This window comes from Nocardia pseudovaccinii NBRC 100343 (genome assembly GCF_001613225.1).
In the GTDB taxonomy this organism is placed as follows: domain Bacteria; phylum Actinomycetota; class Actinomycetes; order Mycobacteriales; family Mycobacteriaceae; genus Nocardia; species Nocardia pseudovaccinii.
Map to the genome: position 1 here is coordinate 68,349 of NZ_BDBY01000034.1, position 21,101 is coordinate 89,449.

At 64.2% G+C, this 21,101-nt stretch carries 22 protein-coding genes; 13 read left to right on the forward strand and 9 right to left on the reverse strand.

Annotated elements, in window-relative coordinates; genetic code table 11:
- Positions 1-2: 2 nt before the first annotated feature.
- Genes pucL through uraD form a run of 3 tightly spaced genes read right to left on the reverse strand, consistent with a single transcriptional unit; the run spans position 3 to position 1,690 of the window.
- The gene (gene pucL, locus NP3_RS04280) at positions 3-878 is read right to left on the reverse strand and encodes a factor-independent urate hydroxylase (RefSeq protein ID WP_063037949.1); all 876 of its coding nucleotides are present in this window, start codon (positions 876-878) and stop codon (positions 3-5) included.
- Positions 879-881: 3 nt separating this feature from the next.
- Positions 882-1,181 carry a hydroxyisourate hydrolase gene (gene uraH / locus NP3_RS04285; protein WP_063037951.1) on the reverse strand — a complete coding sequence of 100 codons (300 nt, stop codon included), beginning with the start codon at positions 1,179-1,181 and terminating at the stop codon, positions 882-884.
- Positions 1,178-1,690 (reverse strand): 2-oxo-4-hydroxy-4-carboxy-5-ureidoimidazoline decarboxylase, encoded by a 513-nt coding sequence (uraD, locus tag NP3_RS04290; protein ID WP_063037953.1) that lies wholly within the window; start codon positions 1,688-1,690, stop codon positions 1,178-1,180. The genes uraH and uraD overlap by 4 nt, the downstream gene beginning before the upstream one ends.
- Positions 1,691-1,884: 194 nt before the next feature.
- On the opposite strand from uraD, the gene NP3_RS04295 reads away from it, so the two are divergent.
- The 4 genes from NP3_RS04295 (at position 1,885) to NP3_RS04305 (ending at position 6,868) form a co-directional block, all read left to right on the forward strand.
- Positions 1,885-3,354, forward strand: coding sequence for a PucR family transcriptional regulator (locus tag NP3_RS04295; protein ID WP_218024802.1), 1,470 nt, complete (start codon positions 1,885-1,887; stop codon positions 3,352-3,354).
- A gap of 482 nt (positions 3,355-3,836) precedes the next feature.
- Positions 3,837-5,294: a hypothetical protein gene (locus NP3_RS04300; RefSeq protein ID WP_157124077.1), complete on the forward strand. Its 1,458-nt coding sequence runs from the start codon at positions 3,837-3,839 to the stop codon at positions 5,292-5,294.
- Between the two features lie 43 nt (positions 5,295-5,337).
- On the forward strand, positions 5,338-5,697 hold the full coding sequence (locus tag NP3_RS47610; RefSeq protein ID WP_157124079.1) for a hypothetical protein: 360 nt from the start codon (positions 5,338-5,340) through the stop codon (positions 5,695-5,697).
- A gap of 427 nt (positions 5,698-6,124) precedes the next feature.
- Positions 6,125-6,868: an alpha/beta fold hydrolase gene (locus NP3_RS04305; RefSeq protein ID WP_063038225.1), complete on the forward strand. Its 744-nt coding sequence runs from the start codon at positions 6,125-6,127 to the stop codon at positions 6,866-6,868.
- Between the two features lie 40 nt (positions 6,869-6,908).
- Here NP3_RS04305 and NP3_RS04310 read toward each other — a convergent pair whose 3' ends face one another.
- The 3 genes from NP3_RS04310 to NP3_RS04320 are packed head-to-tail and all read right to left on the reverse strand — an operon-like array spanning position 6,909 to position 9,507.
- Positions 6,909-7,658: an SDR family oxidoreductase gene (locus NP3_RS04310; protein WP_063037959.1), complete on the reverse strand. Its 750-nt coding sequence runs from the start codon at positions 7,656-7,658 to the stop codon at positions 6,909-6,911.
- A 53-nt stretch (positions 7,659-7,711) separates the two neighbouring features.
- The gene (locus NP3_RS04315) at positions 7,712-8,932 is read right to left on the reverse strand and encodes an NADH:flavin oxidoreductase (protein ID WP_063037960.1); all 1,221 of its coding nucleotides are present in this window, start codon (positions 8,930-8,932) and stop codon (positions 7,712-7,714) included.
- Positions 8,929-9,507, reverse strand: a complete 579-nt coding sequence (locus tag NP3_RS04320; protein ID WP_063037962.1) for a TetR family transcriptional regulator — start codon at positions 9,505-9,507, stop codon at positions 8,929-8,931. Before NP3_RS04320 ends, NP3_RS04315 begins: the two co-directional genes overlap by 4 nt.
- A 283-nt stretch (positions 9,508-9,790) precedes the next feature.
- Between NP3_RS04320 and NP3_RS04325 the strand changes: the two genes are divergently transcribed.
- The 6 genes from NP3_RS04325 (at position 9,791) to NP3_RS04350 (ending at position 15,841) form a co-directional block, all read left to right on the forward strand.
- Positions 9,791-10,396, forward strand: a complete 606-nt coding sequence (locus tag NP3_RS04325; protein ID WP_063037963.1) for a hypothetical protein — start codon at positions 9,791-9,793, stop codon at positions 10,394-10,396.
- A 137-nt stretch (positions 10,397-10,533) separates the two neighbouring features.
- Positions 10,534-11,232, forward strand: a complete 699-nt coding sequence (locus NP3_RS04330; RefSeq protein WP_063037965.1) for a helix-turn-helix transcriptional regulator — start codon at positions 10,534-10,536, stop codon at positions 11,230-11,232.
- Positions 11,233-11,329: 97 nt separating this feature from the next.
- Entirely contained in the window at positions 11,330-11,707 is a 378-nt protein-coding gene (locus NP3_RS04335; protein WP_063038227.1) for a VOC family protein, read from the forward strand.
- A 225-nt stretch (positions 11,708-11,932) separates the two neighbouring features.
- Positions 11,933-13,561, forward strand: coding sequence for an NTF2-like N-terminal transpeptidase domain-containing protein (locus NP3_RS04340; RefSeq protein ID WP_084508164.1), 1,629 nt, complete (start codon positions 11,933-11,935; stop codon positions 13,559-13,561).
- 70 nt (positions 13,562-13,631) lie between these two features.
- Positions 13,632-14,348, forward strand: coding sequence for a response regulator transcription factor (locus tag NP3_RS04345; RefSeq protein ID WP_063037967.1), 717 nt, complete (start codon positions 13,632-13,634; stop codon positions 14,346-14,348).
- Positions 14,345-15,841 carry a sensor histidine kinase gene (locus NP3_RS04350; RefSeq protein ID WP_169814441.1) on the forward strand — a complete coding sequence of 499 codons (1,497 nt, stop codon included), beginning with the start codon at positions 14,345-14,347 and terminating at the stop codon, positions 15,839-15,841. The genes NP3_RS04345 and NP3_RS04350 overlap by 4 nt, the downstream gene beginning before the upstream one ends.
- A gap of 1 nt (position 15,842) precedes the next feature.
- Here the strand turns inward: NP3_RS04350 and cqsA are convergent, their stop codons facing one another.
- Positions 15,843-17,075 (reverse strand): alpha-hydroxyketone-type quorum-sensing autoinducer synthase, encoded by a 1,233-nt coding sequence (cqsA, locus tag NP3_RS04355; RefSeq protein WP_084508123.1) that lies wholly within the window; start codon positions 17,073-17,075, stop codon positions 15,843-15,845.
- Between the two features lie 186 nt (positions 17,076-17,261).
- Here cqsA and NP3_RS04360 point away from each other — a divergent pair, with 186 nt between their 5' ends.
- Genes NP3_RS04360 through NP3_RS04370 form a run of 3 tightly spaced genes read left to right on the forward strand, consistent with a single transcriptional unit; the run spans position 17,262 to position 19,947 of the window.
- The gene (locus tag NP3_RS04360; RefSeq protein WP_218024803.1) at positions 17,262-18,158 is read left to right on the forward strand and encodes an RNA-guided endonuclease InsQ/TnpB family protein; all 897 of its coding nucleotides are present in this window, start codon (positions 17,262-17,264) and stop codon (positions 18,156-18,158) included.
- Positions 18,110-18,766, forward strand: coding sequence for a response regulator transcription factor (locus tag NP3_RS04365; RefSeq protein ID WP_063037974.1), 657 nt, complete (start codon positions 18,110-18,112; stop codon positions 18,764-18,766). Before NP3_RS04360 ends, NP3_RS04365 begins: the two co-directional genes overlap by 49 nt.
- Entirely contained in the window at positions 18,763-19,947 is a 1,185-nt protein-coding gene (locus NP3_RS04370; RefSeq protein WP_063037976.1) for a sensor histidine kinase, read from the forward strand. The genes NP3_RS04365 and NP3_RS04370 overlap by 4 nt, the downstream gene beginning before the upstream one ends.
- Before the next feature lie 17 nt (positions 19,948-19,964).
- On the opposite strand, the gene NP3_RS04375 is transcribed toward NP3_RS04370, so the two are convergent.
- Together NP3_RS04375 and NP3_RS04380 are read right to left on the reverse strand one after the other, a co-directional pair.
- Complete coding sequence (locus NP3_RS04375) at positions 19,965-20,357, reverse strand: hemophore-related protein (protein ID WP_063037978.1); 393 nt, start codon at positions 20,355-20,357, stop codon at positions 19,965-19,967.
- 90 nt (positions 20,358-20,447) lie between these two features.
- Positions 20,448-21,083, reverse strand: coding sequence for a class I SAM-dependent methyltransferase (locus NP3_RS04380; protein WP_063037980.1), 636 nt, complete (start codon positions 21,081-21,083; stop codon positions 20,448-20,450).
- Positions 21,084-21,101: the final 18 nt, after the last annotated feature.

Sequence of the window (21,101 nt, forward strand, 5' to 3'; positions counted from 1 at the left end):
CGTCACTCCCAAGCCGGTCCGGACGCGGGAGCGTCCTCGGTGAGTACGGTGCCCTCGATCAAGCCGTAGGGACGGTCGGCGGCGAAGAACACCTCGTTGTCGTTCTCCAGTCCGAAGCCGGACAGATCCACGACGAAGTGGTGCTTATTGGGCAGCGACAGCCGGACCTCGCAGACCTCCGGGACCGCGCCGATCACTCGGTCGCCCATGGCGTAGAGGCTCTGCTGCAGCGAGTAGCTGTAGGTATCGGCGAATGCCTCGAGCAGCGCACCGCGGACCTCGCGGTAGGCCTTGTCCCAGTCGCCCGGTTCGCTCGCGAAACGCCATTCCGCGTTGACCTCGGTGGCCAGTACGCGGTCGTAGGCCTCCTGCAGCGTCGTGTACTTGTCCTTGATATAGCCGTGGAATTCCGAGCCGGTGGAGTTGAGCACCACCAGGCCCGTCAAACCCGAGACCACCCAGGCGTTTTCGCCGTCGTAGTGCACCCGCGAGGTGCGGGTCTCCTGGCCGGAGCGCACGAACGAATACTGCTTGTCACCGGGGCCGACCACGATGCGCTCCCAGGCGTACTCCGCCAGGGAGACCCGCGCGTGGTGGATCGGCGGCTGAGAATCGACGAAATGCCGTGCCAGCAAAAGACCGAACGCTTCCGGGGAGGTGATGCCGTGTTCCTTGGCGAAGGCGAACACGGTGTTCTTCTGGGTGTCGGTCGGCAGGACCGTCGCATTGTCACCGGTCAGGTGGACCTCGTCCATGTCACCGGATAACGCCACACCGACGTTCAGATCCCGGATCTCGTGGACGCCACCGGTTTTCGTCACCCGGACGACCCGGTTTTCCGCTTTGCCGTATCTATTCGGCCCGAGCTTGATCGACATGGTTCAGCTACCTCGGTAGGTCGAGTAGGAATAGGGACTGAGCAGCAGTGGCACGTGATAGTGCTCAGCTGGGTCGGTGACGCGGAAGTCGATGGTCACCGACGGATAGAACGGACTGAGGTCACCGGTTTCGAAAATCAGCCGGTGGACACCGATTTCGGGCGCGGGCAGATCCTTGACGCGCCCGTCGTCGTCGGTGCGGCGCTCGGCGAGCACGGTGCCGTCGGCCTTTTCCAGCCGCACCGGCAGCCCCGCCGCCGGGCGACCGGATGCCGCGTCGAGCACGTGGGTGGACAGACTCACCTGTCCTCCAACAGCTTTCGGATCCGCAGCCGGGTGATATCGGCGAGTTCGCGTTGGGTCGCGATGCGCTCGCCCTCGGCGGTATTCGCCAGGCGCCTGCGCAGTTCGGCGCGGATCTGCTCGGCGGAGCGACCGGCGGCGCGGATCAGGAAGACGTGCCCGAACCGCTGCTCGTAGGCCAGGTTCCCGGCGGCGATGTCATCGAGTGTCTGCTGGTCGGCGCTCGCCGTGCCGGACTGCTCACCGGCGGACCACTTGGCCTCGCGCTCGTGCGTGCCCGCCTTCGCCCGGTCACCGATTCGCGGATGCGCGGACAGCGCCTCCGCGATATCGGGCCAACTCAGCTCCCGCACCCCGGCGACCGCGGCGGCCAGCAGGCTCGTGCTGTCCACATAGGGCCGGTGCGCTGCCACCTTCTGCGCCCAGACGTGTGAGGCGCAGCAGGTCAGCAGTTCGGCCTCGGCCTGGTCCGGAGGCAGCGAGTTGAGCCATCCGATCTCACCGGACATCCGATCTCCCATCGAGTGAGTTCTGGTGCTGGGAGTAAGTACACCCGCCGTTCATCTGCGCTGCCAGGACCCAGAAATCCGAAGTGTGCGCCAGTTCACACGGGCTCGTTTGTGTGAATATCCAAAGCGTCACCGGGAGGGCACGAGCTGGGCTGTTAGCCTCGGCAAGCGTGCGACTTAGATCACTTCTGACCATGAACCTCGGTCTCGAGCTCGTCACCGGCGAGGAAGAGCTCGACCGCTTTGTGCGCTGGGTAGTGACCACCGACATGCTCGATCCGAGTCGTTATCTCTCCGGCGGTGAGCTGGTGCTGACCGGGCTGCAATGGCGGCTTTCGCCGGAGGACAGCGAGACCTTCGTGCGCGCGCTGGCCCAGGCCGGAGTCGCCGGACTCGCCGCCGGTGACGCCCGCTACGGCGGCGCTCCGCCCGACGTCGTCGAGGCCTGTCAACGGCATCGGATACCGCTCTTCCGTGTCCGAGAGGATGTTGCATTCGCCCAGGTCACCGAGACGTTGACCCGCAATCTGTCCACCGGGCGCGCTGCCGATCTGACCGCCATTCTCGATCGCCATCGCCAGCTCGTCTCGGGTACCGGGCTTGGCTCGGTGCTCGAACTGATCGAACGCGATCTCGGGATGCGCTGCTGGGTCGTCGCATCCACCGGACGCGTGGTGGCCGGACCCGCCGCACTGCCACCGGTCGAGGCCACGGCAGCATTCCTGAACGCCCGCCGTCTCCCCCACGTGCTGGTCCAGGACAAGGCGCGCTACTCGCTGTTCGCGGTCGACGAGCACAGCACCTCTCGCGCCGCCGACTGGTTCCTGGTCTTCGAGGGCGACTTCAAAGACTGGCCGGAAGAACGTCGAGCCCTGACCGGCGAGCTCGCCGCGGTCGTATCGCTCGAACGCGCCCGGCTCGACGACCGGCAGAGCGCCGAGGGCCGCCTAGCCCAGGAACTCATCGAACTGATCGTCTCCGATGCCAAACCCGCCGAAATCATTTCCCGCCTGGAACTGACGGGTCTCGGTCCCGCCGAAACCTATATCGCGGTCGCGGCTGGCGCAGATGCCTTGCGCCCCGGCGAATTACGCGTCCTGCTGCGCGAAATCCTCTACGGCAAAAGGCCTGCCGCAGGTGTGGTCGACGGTGAAGCCATCGCCCTCATCCCCGCAGACGGCTCCGTCATCAGCGAAATCCACCGCGCTGTAACCGCTTTGGAACCCGGACTTCAGGGTGCTCACCTCTCGATCGGTGTCAGCGGCATCGTCGACGGCGAAGGTCTGCGCGGCGCGGTAGAAGAAGCCCGCTACGCCCGCCGCCTGGCGGCCGACCGCCCCACCCCCACCACGGTCGTCGGCCACGACGAACTCGCCACCCATATGCTCCTGCTGGCCAGCGTCCCCGACGAGGTCCGGCGCATGTTCCGCCTGCGCCTGCTCGACCCGTTGAGCAGCTACGACCAGGAAAACCGCGCGGACTTGGTGCACACCTTGGAAACCTTCCTCGAGGTGTCCGGCTCGTGGACCAAATGCGCTGAACTACTTCACGTTCACGTGAATACCCTGCGCTACCGTATCCAACGCATCGAGGAACTGACCGGCCGCGACCTGTCCCGCCTCGAAGACCGCGTCGACTTCTTCCTGGCCCTCGCCCTCCGCTGATCCGAGCTACGTCGCGCCTGCAGACGGCGGGTATTTGCCTCAGTTGACGTATGCCGAGGCCTCTGCCTACACCATGGCAGATTGCCCGCATCCAGGAATGACGACTCATAACAAACCGGACGGACGATATGGAATGGCGTGCGCAAGGTCCATGCGGCAACGAATCTTCATAACCGACTTGATCGACATCGGTAGGCGCAGAGTTCACAACCGACTATGTGGTATAAATCATCGGCTTTCAGATGTTTTTTCGGTTTGCACGGTACGACGCCGACCTTTTGCAGGAACTTGATGCCGTAAACCTCGGACCTGGAGGTTTATTCCTTCGTTGTTGCAACGACGAGGTGGTCATCCGCGATGATGGTAGTTGAAGGCATGAGGGGTGATGCTCCGTGGCCATCCTGGTAGTCGGGGACGGACTGGCGGCTGGGCATCGGTGCGAACGCCTTCTGTACCCGTTGGCCCGTGGAAGCAGATCCTTGATGAGTTCGGCGATAAATAACAAAGACGACGAAGTCGCCAAATCCGCCCTGGCAGTACTTGCATCACCATGGAATTTCTACCTACAAGCTACAGAAGAGCTGATTGCGGAGGACGTAGAACTCGTCCGCAAAGTCGAGTTCGGCATCAAGGTACCGGAAATGCACCCATCCGGCGCACCATTCTACCTCGTGCCATTGCGCCCGAAGAAGGGCAAGCAAGTCTACCTACCGCTCGAAAAGGAGGGAACTCGACCGGCGGTACGACTGAGCCACGAGGAACATATAAAACTTTGTCAAGATTTCATTTTTGCCCGATTTGCACAGGTTATAGCATCGGTCAAGAATGATATGTTCCGAAGGCAGAAGGAAAAGGAGGTTACCGAACTCATTGCTGGTCTCATGCAGCTACCTGTCGTAAACAAAGACAAAGCCAAAGCGATCTTCAACGACATTTTCAACGGGACGGACCGCAGCATCAAGCTGTTGAAAGATGTTCAGTATGATATGCACGTCGGTACGTCTCTCTGGCGGCTGTGCGATCAATTGGTGAGCCGATATTTTATCGTGTTCCGGATCGACAATGCACAACGGGGTGAGACGCTTCGACTGAAATATTCGTACCGCCAGCGGTACCACGAGGAGTTGTCGATCAGAGGCCGACTCCGGCGCGCGCTTGCCGCCAATCCTTACGACGTGCGTGTTCATATCCCGCTCGCTCGGCTGTCTCCACACTACAACCTTCGCATGGATGCGCCACCAGGCTTCTACTTCGACGAACAACGGATTTTGAAAGATAAACATACCCACCACACAGAGGAGCCCCATTGGGTTAGACGACATTGGGATCACATCATCGGCCGGAAGAGTGATGCCAGCATGGACAATGTCAGCGACCAGGTTTCCGTCTTCAGAGAAACAGGCATGGCGACTCATGCAAACATATTCGTCGGAAACGGAGAGAACGAGGGGGTGCGACTGTTTGCAGGTTTACGCGTCTGGGAGATACCACCAGGGTTTACCGGTCGCGCATTCATTACCATCCTGCTGACTTTACTACTGTCTTCGACAACAATTCTTTGGACTCTTGGCGTCAATAATTCGCCAGTTGTATCGGCAGCGGCTTCTCTGATATTGACAGCAATATCCATTATTCAAACAGTCGCTACGGACGTATTTCCGAAGCAGGAGATCGTCACACGCCCGGTTGCACCTCGTGTATGCACCACAATATCCGTGCTGAGTACAATCCTTCTTGCCCTTTGGCTTCTCGGCAGGACGGTGGGCGCTCGAACCGATTTCATCCTACTCAATACACACTGGCTCGACACCGGCATTCGGTGGTTCGGAACCAACTACGGCGCCTTCTATATCGCAATAATGATCACGGCGCTTTGCTTCCTCGGATTCAGATGGCAAAAATTGGCCCACCGATATGCGAGAGTAACAACCGGCCGATAGTGCAGACAATCACTTCGATGACGCGCATCAAGGAGATCTTACAATGGTAGCGGAACCGGATTTCTCTCCGATTCAACATACAAAGCGTAATGATATACGACTTGTGCAGAACCCAAACGTGCCCGAAGAAGCTCCAGGCATCCCATGGGACGCCCCCTCGGGCGAAATATATGTACACTCTTTCAGTTATGACCCAAAAGAAGGGCCGCTGTCAGATGGTGTCGAACCCGATCTCCCTACCACCGCGACGCTGCATGCCTTGTGGCAAGCCATACGAGATGAGTCGTATTTTGGTGGTGATACCGAAGGTGCGGTCAGCAGGATAGCGCCGCTGATGTCGGCGTTCATGTGTGAAGGATTATCTTCCGGCCCGGAGTCGGGTGGCCATACCAACGGCGAGTGAAGGTGGGACCTCGAACCGACTCTCGGGCTGCACAACATCAAGGCCTGCACGCGGGTGTGCTGGCGGCAGGCAGGCCACACAGGTTTCCGTCGGAATCAATCCGACCGATGCTCAGCGCCCGGGCATGGAACCGAATAGGACTACCTGCTCGACAGTGACGACCGAGAACTCGTCGCGGTTGTCCTGAGGCCAACAGGCGAAACCGGTTTCGACGGCGGTAAATGCATATACTCGCATGCAGCGCCTCGGCGAGGTTGATCGAGACGGAAACGGAACTGGCACGTGTCCGATCTTTCCCGCCTCGAAGACCCGCCGAGCTCTTCATCGCCCTCCGCTGAAGGAACCCATGGACACTACGGATCTATACATCCCGACTCGGCTCGGTACCCTGCACGTCGTCACAACCGGGCACGGCGATCCGCTCGTGATGTGGCCGAGCCTGCTCATGGATGCCGGGCTCTGGGACGCTCAGATCGCTCACTTCGCCGAGAATTATCTGACCATCGCGGTGGACCCGCCCGGCCACGGAAAATCCGATCCACTCACCCGCGGCTTCACCTTCGACGACTGCGCGGGCTGTGTGGTCGACATCCTCGACCACCTCGAACTCTCGCGGGCCCACTTCATCGGGAACTCCTGGGGCGCCATGATCGGCGGCACCTTGGCCGCCGAATATCCGGACCGCGTGCGATCCGCCATCTTGATGAACGGCACGGCCTCACCGGCGCCAAGCGGTCAGAAATTGCAGTACAGGGCGCTGCTGGTCTTCGTCGGTATCCTGCGCGGCATCCGTCCGCCGCTCACTCGATCCGTAGTGAGCGCCTTCCTCGGGCCGACCACCGAAGCCACCCGCCCCGATGTCGTGCGCCGGGTCCTCGACACGGCACGCCGCAATGATCCGAAATCGGTCGCTCATGCCGTCCGATCCGTGGTGATCGAGCGCCCGGACCAACGCGACCGCTTCACCGCGATCACCTGTCCCACGCTGGTCGTCGGCGGTCGCGAGGATCGCACCTTTCCGGTGCCCGAACTGGAGACCATGGCGCGCAGCATTCCCGGCGCGGAGTTCACGGTTATCGAGAATGCCGCGCACCTCGCCGCCGCCGAAGTGCCCGATGTCGTCAACCAATTGGTCGAAACCTTCCTGACCGACCACGCCGAAGCGCACTGACTCGGGATTACCCACGCCGGGCTCGCGTGCTGCCGCGGGCTCAGCCGAAGGTGGATCCCGCGGTCATGCCGCCGTCGATGACGTACTCCGCACCATTGCAGAAGCTCGACTCGGTGCTGGCCAAGAAGACAACCAAACTCGTCACCTCCTCGGGCAGGCCAAGGCGGGCCAGGGTGTTCTCGTTCCGATCGACGTCCACCGCACCCGCCATCGCGCCGATCATCGGGGTGAGAATGCCGCCCGGGTGGACCGAGTTGACACGCACGCCATGCGGAGCCAGTTCCAGCGCAGCCGATTTCGTGAGCCCGCGCAGACCGAACTTCGATGCGGTGTAGGCGTGCATACCGGCCACGCCCTGCATTCCGGCGGCCGAGGAGATGTTCACCACCGCCGACGGACGGGCCGCGACCAGCGCGTCACGCGTCGCCGTCAGTCCGAGGAACGGACCGGTGAGATTGATCGCCAGCACCTGCTGCCACTGCTTCTCGGTGTAGGTACCCAGCGGTCCGCCATCCAGGACACCGGCATTGTTCACCAGCACGTCCAGCTTGCCGAACCGACGTACGGTCTCGGCTACGGCGGCCTCCCAGTCGCCGGACCGGGTGACGTCGAGGTGGACGTAGGCGGCCTGCTCGCCCAGTTCGTCGGCCAGCCGCGCACCGGCCTCGTCCGCGATATCGCCGATCACGACCGATGCGCCTTCGTCGACGAATGCCCGCGCGTGGGAGGCGCCCATCCCCGAGGACCCGCCACTGATCAAGGCGACCCGTCCGGCCAACCGTCCCGCCATAATTCGCTTCCGCGATGGTGAATGTGCGCCGCGCTCATCACCACTGACAACGCTCATGGCCGCACCTCCGGCTCGGTACCGAGAACCGGCACTGTTTCGATGATCACCGGGCCGTCGAGTCGGTACAGGCACTTGGTTCCGGTGTAAATGGTCGGCATGCATTCGTTGCAGTGGATGCACGCGGACCGGGTGGCGGCCTCGGATTCGATACGGTGCAATAGATTCGGTTCACGCAGCAGCGCACGGCCCATGGCGACGAATTCGAAGCCCTCGGTCCTGGCGAGCCGCATGGTGTCCAGATTCGTAATGCCACCCAACAGGATCAGTGGCATCGACAACTCCCGCCGGAAGTGGCGGGCCCGCTCCAAGAGGTATGCCTCCTGATACGGGTACTCCTTCAGGAACGAACGGCCGACCATGCGAAAGCCCCAACGTGCCGGTGCCGGAAGCACTTTCGCGAACGACTTGCGCGGCGCGGCACCGTGGAACAGCAGCATCGGATTCAATAGCGAACTGCCCGCGGTCAATTCGAGAGCGTCCAGTGCGCCGTCGGCTTCCAGCCAGGCCGCCACCCGTAGCGACTCCGCGACCGTCAGCCCGCCCCGGACGCCGTCCTCCATATTCAGTTTCGCGGTCACCGCCAGCCGGTCACCCACGGCTTCCTTGACGGCAAGGGCAATTTCGCGCGCCAGCCGCGCCCGGTTCTCGGCCGAACCACCGTAGCGATCGGTGCGCCGGTTCAGCAGTGGGCTGAGGAACGAACTCGTCAAATAGTTGTGCCCGAAGTGGATCTCGACCGCATCGAACCCCGATTCCTCGGCCAGCCGCGCTGCGGTGGCATGAGCCGCGACCAGTTCGCGAATCTCATGCTCTTTGGGCACCTTCATCATTTTCATGCCCAGCGGGCTGAACATACGGCTCGGCGCGAGGGCGGGGTAACCGTTGGACGCCGCGTTGGCTACCGGACCCGCATGCCCGATCTGCGCGTTGGCCGCCGCGCCCTCGGCGTGTACCGCAGCGGTCAGCCGCCGCAAACCCGGGACCGCCTCCTGGCGCATCCAGATCTGATGCCGGTCGGTACGACCGCCCGGCGCCACCGCGCAATAAGCGACGGTCGTCATGCCGACGCCGCCGGCCGCCACTTCGCGGTGGAAGGCGATCAGTTCGTCGGTCACCAGCGCATCCGGGGTGCGTCCCTCGAATGTCGCCGCCTTGATCACGCGATTGCGCAGGGTGATCGGCCCGAGCCGGGCCGGTGTGAATACGTCTGTCATTTCTTTTCTTTCGACGGGGCGGTCAGACCGGCCACCACGAACTCCCGCAATGCGGCGATCGCCGCCTGCGACATCTCCCGCTCCTGCGATCCGGCTCCCCCGAATCGCATGATGATCAGATCGAAGGCCAGGGCCCAGCGCAGACGGCTTTCGGCCTCGGTCAACTCGGGCAGCAATGCCACCCAGGACGCCATGCGGAACCACCGTTGATTCCACAGCACCGGGTGCCCGCCGAGGACGAACCGCGCCAGCAGCCGTAGATGCAACCGGCCCACCGGATCGTCGGCCAATGCGACGAACGGTTCCAGCACCACGTCCACCACCTCGGCCACCGAACCGCGCGCATCCGTCACCATCGACAGCCGGTCGGCCCACAGCGGCCCGAGCCGGTCCTCGAGCAGCGCCGTGACCAGCGCCTCCTTGGACCCGAAGTGATAGTGCACCGCAGCGGGGTTGGCTCCGGCCGCAGCACAGATCGCCCGCACGGAAACCTCGTCATAGCGCTCGGTCAGCAGCAACCGCTCGGCCGCGGCGAGCAGACGACCCCGCGTGTCCGACGAAAGCTTCTCTGTCATGGAGGTAGCAAACCACGTCCCCATCGGTATTTCAATCATTGATTCAATCAGTGGAACAGGTGGGGCGGCCTGATTCCGCTCGGCGCCCGGTGATCGGAAGACACGCCAGGATCTGGCTATTGGATACGGCGAATCGCCACTCTTGCGCTCGCCCACCCGGCGGCGAACGATTAGCTGTGCGGTGGCCGTGTTCGCGGGCCGTGCGGTCCGAGCACCCTCGGTGGACCGCGACGCGTGAGCCTCGCTATAGAGCGGAGTGATCCCTCCGCACTAGGAGGACTCGATGTTCATCCAAGTTATTCAAGGAAAGGTTTCCGACGCCGATCGGCTACGTCGGTGTATGGATCGGTGGACCGAGGAATTGCAGCCGGGAGCCGTCGGCTATCTCGGGACGACCAGCGGGTTGTGCAATGACGGAACGTTCATCGCATTGGCGAGGTTCGAATCCGAGGAAGCGGCGCGGCGCAATAGCAATCGTCCGGAGCAAGGCGCGTGGTGGGCCGAGACCGAGCAGTGCTTCGACGGACCGGTGCAGTTCATGGATTGCCCCGAGGTGACGCAGTGGCTGGGCGGTGGCTCCGATCAGGCCGGGTTCGTCCAGGTCATGGAGGGACATACCCGCGATCCGCGCCGCATGCGCGAACTGCTCGCCGAAGGCACCGAGCGCATCCACGAACTGCGCCCCGAAATTCTCGGCGGTACCTTGGCGACATACGGCAGCGACGGGTACGTCGAGGCCGTCTACTTCACCTCCGAGGCCGAGGCCCGCGCCCACGAAAAGCTGGAGATTCCAGACGATCTGCGCACCCTGTTCGAGGAGGAAGGCGAACTCATGGGCGAAGTCGAATACTTCGACCTACACGAACCGATGCTGGTCTCGCGTCGCTGACCCGAGCCGTCGCATACCCGGTGACACCCGCGCGCGGGCGAGCGCGCGAGGCGCTGGCTATGCGACACCTTCAACTGAATCCGCCAAGACAATTCGGGCAGGCATTCGATGTCGGTGGCCGGCGCTAGCGTGGCGGCGTGAACCGTACGGATCGGTTGTATGCGATCGTCGAGGAATTGCGGGCGGTGGCGCCGCGGATGCGGACCGCGCGGGAGCTGGCCCAGCGTTATGAGGTGAGCGTTCGAACGATCGAACGTGATATCGCCGCACTGCAGCAGGCGAGTATTCCGATCTACGCGGATGTCGGCAGGCGCGGCGGCTACGCGTTGGAGAAGAGCATGTCGCTGCCGCCGCTCAACTTCACGGCGGCGGAAGCGGTCGCACTCGCCGTGGCTTTGGCGCGCAGCGAGGCGACGCCCTTCGATCAGGCGGGGCGCAGCGCGTTGCGCAAAATTCTCGGAGTGATGTCGGAGCGCAATGCGGCCGCGGCGCGCGACCTCGCCGCGCGGGTTCGGTTGCTGGATCCGGTGGATGCGCCGCCCGTCCAGGCCATTCCGTCGGTCATCGCGCAGTCGATCGAAGCGGGACGGGTGCTGCGAATCGGCTATTCGGATCGCTTCGGCGCGGCCAGCGAACGCGAGGTCGAGCCGACGGCCTTTCTCAACGGAGCGCACGGCTGGTATCTCATCGCGTGGTGCCGGTTGCGTGCGGAGTCGCGCTGTTTCCGGCTGGACCGCATCCGCGCGGTGACCATGACAGATATGCCGACCTCGCCGCGCCCGCTCGCCCCTTCGGATATTCCGAAGGACCTCGAACTCCGAACCGTCGCGCTGTGAGACCAAATCGGCGGGAAACACCGACAGGGGGTTGTCGCCGCGCCGGGTGATCGTGATCGGGCAAGACACCGATACCCGATCGCGAGGAGACGACACGGTGAGCACTCCCCCTTTCAACACGGTTGCCTGGTTCCAGGTCGGCAGCGATAAGCCGCAGGAGGTCGAGAAGTTCTACGGCGACCTGTTCGGCTGGAGCTTCGCCGCAGACCCGAATGCCGACACCTATGACTTGGTCAGCTACCCCGCGAGTGAGGCACCCAGCGGCGGCATCTCGCGCACCCCCGACGCCTCGGCCAATCACGCGACCTTCTTCGTCCTCGTCCAGGATGTGGCGGCCACGGTCGCCGCCGCCGAAAAGCTGGGCGGAAAGGTGTCGGTCCCACCGATCACCGGCAAGGACGGTCTCGTCTTCGCACACATCCTCGACACCTCCGGAAACGACTTCGGCATCTTCAGCCCACCGCCGCAGTCGTGAACCGACGGGGACCTCGGCCATCGGCCGGGGTCCCCCGGTCGGCTCGAACTTTGTTGCGGGGAGCCAACATAAGGCCATATCTCGAGTCCATCGCAATTCGGCAGCTATCCGATTTATCGAATGGATAGCCGCCGAATGCGCGGGCTAGCCTCGAAGTCCATTGCGCTGCGCAATCGGATGCTGACGACCATCAATCGCGGTTGGACTCGAGAATCGAGGATCCCGATGAGCAATTCCCCGGGCGTCGGACCGCACAGGAGCCGCACACGCTGGTCGGCGGCACTCGGCGCGGTGATTCTCGCGGCGGCACTCAGCGGGTGCGCCTGTTCGTTCGGGGAATATTCGGATGACGCGAGGGTGGCGGTCGAAAAGTTCACCGAGCTGCTGAACAAGCGGGATGCGGATAGCGCCGCGAAATTGACCACCCAACCGAGCAATGCCGCCACATCGCTGCGACAGGTTTTCGAGGGATTGGGCCCTGGTGCCCCCGACTTCCGTGTTTCGCAATTCATCGCATTGGACTCCAAGGAGGGAATCTTCGCCCTGCAGGGCGCGTGGGCATTCGGACACGATCGAAACTGGACATACGACGCGCAGGGCACGATCCGAAAGTTGGCGACCGGCTGGCGAATCTCCTGGGACCCCACTATCGCCTTGCCGCAACTGGACAACACCCGCAAGGTCAATCTGGTAAAGGCCTACCCGACGCCGCCGCCCGTGGTGAAGGACAGTCTCGGACAACCGTTGATGACCGAGCAGATCATCGCTGTGGTCCGGCTCGATCCCGCCCGCATCACCGATCCGGTCGCCACCACCGACGCGCTGGCGAAGGCCATCGCACCGGTCGCCCCATTGATCACCGGCGAGTCCTTACGCGCGCAACTCGCCGCCGCCAAAGGCCAACCGGTCGTCGCGGTGAATCTGCGGCAGGACGACTTCGCGGTTCTCGAACCGGACATCACGCCGATTCCCGGGGTGGTGGCACAGCCGCAGCCACGGCTGATCTCCGCCGACCGGCGCATCCAATCCCCCATGCTCGACGCGCTGCGCACGGTGTGGCAGGACAACCGGGACCGGACCGCGGGCTGGGCGGTGCAGCTATCGGGACCCGACGGGCTTCCGATCGCCAACATCGCCGGACAGCAGGGCACACCTGCGCCGGATGTGTCCGCGACCCTGGATCCGTACTGGCAGCGCGCCGCCCAGGATGCGGTCAACTACCTCGGGAATCCGGCGGCCGTCGTCGCGATCCGTCCCACGACCGGAGCCATTGTCGCCGCCGCCGAGAACAATGCGGCCAGTACGAACGAACCGGTGGCCTTCGCCGGGCTCGCCCCGATCGGCGGCACTTCCGAACTACTGCGGACGGCCGCGGCCACCATCGCGCACAAACCGCCGCAGAATGTATCCCTCGACGAGATCGCCCAGGCCGCCCGCACGCTGGGTCTCGGCGCCGATTTCGAGCTGACGGGTCTGGACAAGGTGAGTTCGCGAATCCCGGCCCCGGGCACCGCGGACGCCCGACGCGGCGGACGGGCGAGCGAAATCCAGGCCAGCCCGTACAGCATGGCGATCCTCGCCGCCGCCATCGCCAATGGACGAATCACCCCTCCCATGATCGAAATCGGCCGCCCGGCAACGACTTCCGCCGAATCTGGTCCGCTGCCCGCCGCGGTTGTCGACCAACTCCGGAGCCTGATCGGCGGCGGCGGATATGTCACCACCGCGGGCGGACAGGGCTGGCTGCTCGCCAATACCGGCGAGTTGGCCTTCGCACTCCATGTCGAGGATCCGGACAGCAGCACCACCCTGCGGAACGCGGCCGAACGCATTTTCCATCCGGACCTCGGATAGGTCTAGGGCTCACAGCCAACACCCAGCTTGTCCTGAGCTGCGACCTTGCTCGGTCAGTCACGCTGGTGGAATGAGCAGAGCAGAGCCGGAAGCACGCATTCTCGTCATCGACGATGAGCCGATGATCGTTGAGCTCCTTGCGGTGAGTCTGCGATTTCAGGGGTTCGAGGTGGTCACCGCGATCAGCGGGACGGACGGGCTGGACAAGGTGCGCCGGTTCCGGCCGGACGCGCTGATCGTGGACGTGATGATGCCGGGCATGGACGGGTTCGGGCTGTTACGGCGGCTGCGCGCGGACGGGATCGATGCGCCGGTGCTGTTCCTGTCCGCACGCGACGAGGTCGACGACAAACTCACCGGACTGACCCTCGGCGCGGACGACTATGTCACCAAACCGTTCAGCCTGGAAGAGGTGATCGCCCGGCTGCGGGCCATCCTGCGGCGGTCGGGCCGGGATGCCGTCGCGGACCTGTCCTCCCGGATCGCGGTGGGCGATATCGAACTCGACGAGGACAGTCACGAAGTATGGAAAGCCGGTGTGCCGGTGGCATTGTCGCCCACCGAGTTCACGCTGCTGCGGTATTTCATGGTGAATTCGGGCAAGGTGCTCAGCAAGGCGAAGATCCTGGATCACGTGTGGCGCTACGACTTCGGCGGCGATGCGGGTGTGGTCGAGTCGTATGTGTCGTATCTGCGGCGCAAGGTCGATACCACCGAACCGAAGCTCATCCACACGCTGCGCAGCGTCGGCTACGTGCTGCGCGCACCGCAGCCGAGCCGGATATGAGACTGCGCGAATCACTCGCCCGGCGGGTGTCGGCCATCCCGCTGCGGGTGGGACTTGTCGTCGCCCTGGTCTTCCTCGCCGCCATGGTGCTGCTCTCCACGGGTTTCGCGGTGACCTCCGCCTTGAGTCGATCACTGACCGCACGCACCGATGAGCAGCTCTACGACGCCGCTCGCTCGTGGGCCGAACCACGCGAGATGAAGCAGGTCGTCACGAATGACGGTGCGACGGTGTGGGTTCCGGCCGACCTGCCGCAGGCGCCGACCCCTCGGCTGTTCACCGATCAACCCCGCCGCTTCTACGAGTTGCACAAAGGCCCTGAGGGACAGACCTATCCGGGCACCTCGGTCACGGTCGCCAGCATCGGCACCACGCCGGATATCGACGGAAATACGGCATCGGTCCCCACCACCGTCGGCTCGACCGACGGATCCGAGGTACAGTGGCGCGCCCTGACCACCAGCAACCAGTACGGCTCGACGACCATCGCGCTGCCGCTCACCGATAACCAGGAGACGGTATCGCGCTTGATCTACTTCGAACTCGGCACCGGCGCGGCCGCGCTGATCGCGCTCGGTGTGGTCGGGTACTTCGTCGTGCGGCGCAGCCTGCGGCCGCTGCGCAATGTCGAGAAGACCGCGGCGGCGATCGCGGGCGGCGATCTGCACCGGCGCGTTCCGGTGCGCGGTGTCGATACCGAGGTCGACCGGTTGGCTCGGTCGTTGAACGCGATGCTCGCGCAGATCCAGCACGGCGTCGCGGCCACCGAGGCCTCCGAGGAGGACGCCCGGCGCTCGGAACGCCGGATGCGCCAGTTCATCGCCGACGCCAGCCACGAATTGCGCACCCCGCTCACCACGATTCGCGGTTTCGCCGAGCTCTACCGCCAAGGCGCGAGCACGGATGCGTCCATGGTGGTCGGCCGCATCGAGGGCGAGGCCGAGCGCATGGGCCTGCTCGTCGAGGACCTGCTCATGCTCGCGCGGCTGGATGCCAAACGCCCACTCGACCGCCGCCAAGTGGATCTGCTGACCCTCGCGGGCGATGCGGTGCACAATGCGCAGGCCATGGCGGCGCGGCAGCAACCTCGCCGCCCGATCACCCTGGAGGTCCGTCCCGGCGTCGGCACCATGGACGTGACCGGCGACGAAGCGCGATTGCGACAGGTGCTGGCCAACCTGCTCGGCAACGCCCTGGCTCACACTCCGGCCACCGCCGCGGTCACCGTGCGGCTCACCCCGTCCACGGATGACGTGCGCATCGATGTCGTCGACACCGGCCCCGGCCTGACGCCGGAGGCCGCCGCCCGCGTCTTCGAACGGTTCTATCGCACCGACGACTCGCGCACCCGGGCCAGCGGCGGAACGGGTTTGGGGCTATCGATCGTGCAGGCCCTTGTGGCGGCGCACGGCGGTCGGGTGAGAGTGGACAGCGAGCCGGGCAGCGGCGCGACCTTCACGGTGATCCTGCCGCGTGCGACGGCCGTCTCATAGCTCACTGAGTCGGCACGAGTTGCGCCGGAATCGGTGCGGGCCTCGGCCTTTCGTAACGCACCGGCGCCATCGCGCCGAAGTTGTTGCGAACCTCGGCGCACACCTGGATGAGTCGATCCACCTGCATATCGGTGAGCCCCGCATGTAGCGAGAAACGGATGCGCGCGCGGTCGGGCGCGGTGGCGGGCCAGCAGAGGACCGAACCGAAAATGCCATGGGCCTCCAGGAAGTCGCGGATCGCGATGGTGCGCTCATCCGAACCGGTCTGCAGCGCGACGATATGGCTGGCCGAACCCTCCAGATCGAATTCCAACGCCATCAGCGCACGCCGCACGACAGCGGAGATCTCGCGCAGCCGGACCCGCCGCCACTCGTCTATGCGAATCACTTCGAGCGTCGCGGCCAGTCCGGCGATATCGTGCGGCAGCAGTGTCGCGGAGAAGACCGCGGGATCGGATTCCATCTTGAAGTAGTCGACGAAATCGATATTGTTCGCGGCGACGAATCCGGCGCGTCCCGCGAAAGCCGTTGCGAGGCTGGCGGTCCGGAATGGCACCCGGTCGGTGAGGCCGAGCGCGACCACCATGCCCGCACCGTAGGGCCCGTCGGTGCCGAGCGAATGCGATTCGTCGACCACCAGCACACTGCCGGTTTCGTCGGCGACATCGCAGATCTGGGTCAGCGGACAGCGACTCCCGTTGCCGCTGTAGATCGAATCCACCGCGATGATGCCGGGGCCGTGCTTGCGGATCTCGTCGCGCAGATGGCCCGGAAAATTGTGCCGGAACGAATATACCGGCGCACCAGCGGTTTTCGCGCCGTGCCACAGCGACATATGCGCAATGTGATCGACATAGACCGGCGTATGCGAGTCGGCGATCGACTGCATCAATCCGGCATTCGCATCCCAGCCCGACTGACACAGAATTCCGGCGGCGGTCCGCATATGTTCGGCAAGCGTCGTTTCCAGCGCGATCTGCGGATGGTCGGGACCGTGTACGAAGACGCCCGACGGGGGTGCTCCCCCGCTCGCGTACTGCAATGCCGCGCACATCGCGCCGACGATATGCGGCTCGTGCGCAAGCGCGAGATAGTCGTTGCTGGTCAGCACGACGTCACCCGGCCTGGGCTTGCGGCCGTGCAGAATATGCCGTCCGCCCCATGCGATCGCGACCCGTTCCCGGTGGAATCGGTTGACGCGAAAGAATATGCGGTCGGCAACCGACATTGTCATCTGAACTCCTTTCACTGCTATCAGCTACCTGGATGTTCGTTAGTGCACAGTCGCTTACAGCGGAGGTGAATGCGAGCGTGGCCGGGACGCCGAGAACCGAGTGTTCCCTGGACCGGACACTAGCGCTGCTCGATGTACTGGCGCAGAATCGTAATCGGTGCGCCGCCATGATGTTATCGTGAAAGTGTGCAGCTTCGATACAGCTACCGCCTCTACCCGACATCGGGTCAGCAGACGAAGTTGGCGAAGGCATTCGGGTGCGCTCGTGTCGTCTTCAACGATGCTCTTTCATCACGGCGGCATGCATACGCGGAGGGATTGACGCTCTCGGACGCGGACCTGTCGAAGCGGCTCACCGAGGCGAAGAAGACACCGCAGCGAGGGTGGCTCGGTGAGGTGTCATCGGTGGTATTGCAGCAGGCGCTGGCCGACCTGAACACCGCCTACCGCAACTTCTTCGCCTCGATCACGGGCAAACGGAAGGGAGCGAGGATAGCGCCGCCCCGGTACCGGTCCCGGAAAGATAACCGGCAGTCGATCCGGTTCACCCGCAACGCCCGGTTCCAGGTCCTCGACAATGGCAAGCTGCGACTGCCAAAGATCGGTGACATCGAGCTTCGCTGGTCGAGGGGCCTGCCGTCGGAACCATCATCGGTCACCGTCACCAAGGATGCGGCAGGCCGGTATTTCGCGTCCTTCGTGGTGTTGGTCGCCGACGAGTCACTGCCCGAGCTGGACACCGAGGTCGGTATCGACTTGGGACTCACCACCTTCGCGGTGTTATCGGACGGGAAGGTGATCGAATCCCCGAAGTTTCTGCGCCGAGCCGAACGCAAGCTCCGTAAGGCCCAGCAGGATCTGTCGAAGAAGCAGCAGGGCAGCCGTAACCGCGCGAAGGGCGGATGTCAATACAGAGCACACACCGAGTCGTTCGTCGTAAATCACTCCTCGCCACATGTGCCGAAATCGGCGGCTCGCCCCGGAGTCTGTCGCACTAACAGCGCCCTAACAGCGACAACAGGCACGATGGTCGGGTGCGGGTACTGGTGGTCGAGGACGAGCAGTTGCTGGCCGACGCGATAGCCGATGGGCTGCGGCGGCATGCGATGGCGGTCGATGTGGTGTACGACGGCGCGGATGCGCTGGAGCGGGTCGGCGTGAACGACTATGACGTGATCGTGTTGGATCGCGATCTGCCGACGGTATCCGGGGATCTCGTCTGCACCTCGCTCACCGAGGCTGGCAGCGACGCCAGGATTCTGATGCTGACGGCCGCCGCGGCGGTGGCCGAGCGAGTCGCGGGCCTCGGTCTCGGCGCCGACGACTACCTGACCAAACCGTTCGCATTCGCCGAATTGGTGGCCCGCATTCAGGCGCTGGGGCGGCGCGCACGGCCCGCGACCCCGTTGGTGCTGGAGCGGGCCGGGATTCGGCTCGACCCGCATCGGCTGACGGTCACCCGCGACGGCGAGCCGGTTTCCTTGTCGCGCAAGGAGTTCGCGGTACTGGCCGAATTATTGCGTGCCGACGGCGGAGTGGTGTCGGCGGAGCAGCTATTGGAGAAGGCATGGGACGAGAACATCGATCCGTTCACGGGGGTGGTGCGCTACACGATCATGATGGTGCGTCGGAAATTGGGCGATCCGCCGGTCATCGAGACCGAGGCGGGCGTGGGGTACCGCATCCGGTGAGGGGCCGCACCATTCGGCTCCGGCTCACCCTGCTGTACGCGGGCGCGTTCTTCATCGCCGGGGCGATCCTGGTTGCGCTGATGTATTTCTACCTCGATCGTTCGCTGGATCGGCGACACGGGATGGGTGCCCAGATCCTCGTGCGCGAATACCTGGCCAAGCGGAACCGCCCGATCGTCACCGAGGAGTTGTACACGGCGCTCACCGCGCAAGCCGCCAAGGAGCGCCGCGACACCTTGGAGGCGATGCTCGTCTGGTCGCTGGTCTGCCTGGGTGCGATCGGGATCGTCGCGGGCGGACTGGGTTGGCTGCTGGCCGGGCGGGCCTTGCGTCCGCTGCAGCAGATCACCGCGACCGCGCGCCGGGTGGCAGATCGCAGCCTGCACGAACGGATCGCGCTGACCGGACCCGATGACGAAATCAAAGATCTGGCAGACACCTTCGACGCCATGCTGGAACGGTTGGATCGCGCCTTCGACGGTCAGCGGCGCTTCGTCGCCAATGCCTCACATGAACTGCGCACACCGTTGACCATCAATCGCACGTTGATCGAAGTGGCGCTGGACGATCCCGGCGCACCCGAATCCACGCGTCGGCTCGGGGCAACGCTTTTGGAGGTCAATAGTCGGCACGAGCGGTTGATCGACGGATTGCTGGTGCTCGCGAGCAGTGAGCAGCGGCTCATCGAGCGCAGTCGGGTCGATCTGGCCGAAGTGGTCCGTCGGGTGGTCATTGTCGCGGGTGATGCCGCCGACCGGGCCGGTATCGAGATCCGCACCGACATCGAGGCGGCGCCGGTCTCCGGTGATCCGGTATTGCTGGAACGTCTGGCGCAGAACCTGGTGGACAACGCGATTCGCTACAACGTCAGCGAAAAAGGCTGGGTCTCGATCAGATCGGTGAGCACCGGGGGCAATGCCCAGCTCGTTGTCGAGAATACCGGCCCAGTCGTGCCTGCCTTCGAGGTCGACGGACTCTTCGAACCGTTCCGCAGACTGGCATCCGGCGAACGGGTCGCCGAATCGGCGCACGCACCGAACAGCCGGGGTGCGGGGCTGGGTCTGTCGATCGTGCGATCGGTCGCGCACGCACACGGTGGCGAGGTCCGGGCGACCGCGCGGCACGAGGGCGGTCTCACCGTCACGGTCACCATCGAGAACCGAACGGGCGACACCGGATAGCGCCGCCCGCGTTCGACTCAGTAGTTGTGGCAGGTGTTCGCGATCTGGCGCAGCTTCTCGATCTTCTGCTGGCCCTCGGGCGAATTGCGCTTCTCTTCGATCTTGGTCCGCGCATTCGGGTGGTTGTCGATCCACTGCTGGGCGCGCTGCTTGCGCTGCTCGACCGGCAGCCCGAGGAATTCCTGCAGCTTCGCCTTGCGATCGGGGTGGCTGTCCAGGCGTTCGGCGAGCTTGGGCGCCTCGGCGTGAATGGCCGCATCCACCTGCGCGAAGCTGCATGTCGTCTCGATCAGTCCGCCGCCGATGCCCGGTTGCGCCGAAGCGGTTCCAGGAACCAGTAGCGCCCCCGCCGCGAGCAGACCGCCGAGTGCAACAGCGGTTCGCACGAATCCGGTACGGGTGTATGTCATGACGAATGACCCTTTCCATTGGCGATCGGATCACGGCAGGCAGTGCCACGACCCGATGCACAGTCCATCAGGCAGGGTGTTTGTACAGCGCTAGGAACGGCGCACACGGGCAATCCAGGCAGCCTCATCGACAACGCTGCCCGGGGTGAGGCCGAGTTCTTGTGCCTCGACGACGGCCTCGCTGACACGTCCGCGATACCGGGCGGGCTTCAGTTCTTCCAAATCCCAGCCCGCGCCGAACGGGTCGGAGATCGCGGAGCGGCTGATGCGCGGACCGAATCCGGGTTCAGTATCCGACAGCGCGAGGATGTGGAGGTAACCGCCGGGCTTCAGGACCCGGTGCAGGCTGCGCAGATAATCGGTCGGATCGCCGTTGTCGTGGGCGAAGACATGAAACAGCGCACTGTCGAGAATGGTGTCGTAGCGCGGCTCGTCCCCCAGATTCAGCGCATCCGCCACCTCGAACCGCGCGGCTACACCATGCTCGCGCGCATTGGCCCTGGCATATGCGATCGCACTCGGCGCGAGATCCACCCCGAGCACGTCATAGCCGAGCTCGGTCAGCCGAATGGTGTGCTCACCGGCACCACACCCCACATCGAGCACCGCACCCCGAATCCACCCCTGCTCGATCAGGTCGAGCACCGCGGGCTGCGGCTCCCCGATCACCCATGGAGCGGACCCGTTGTCATAGACGGCATTCCAGAATTCAGGCGGTCGATTCATATCTCCAGCCTTCAACCT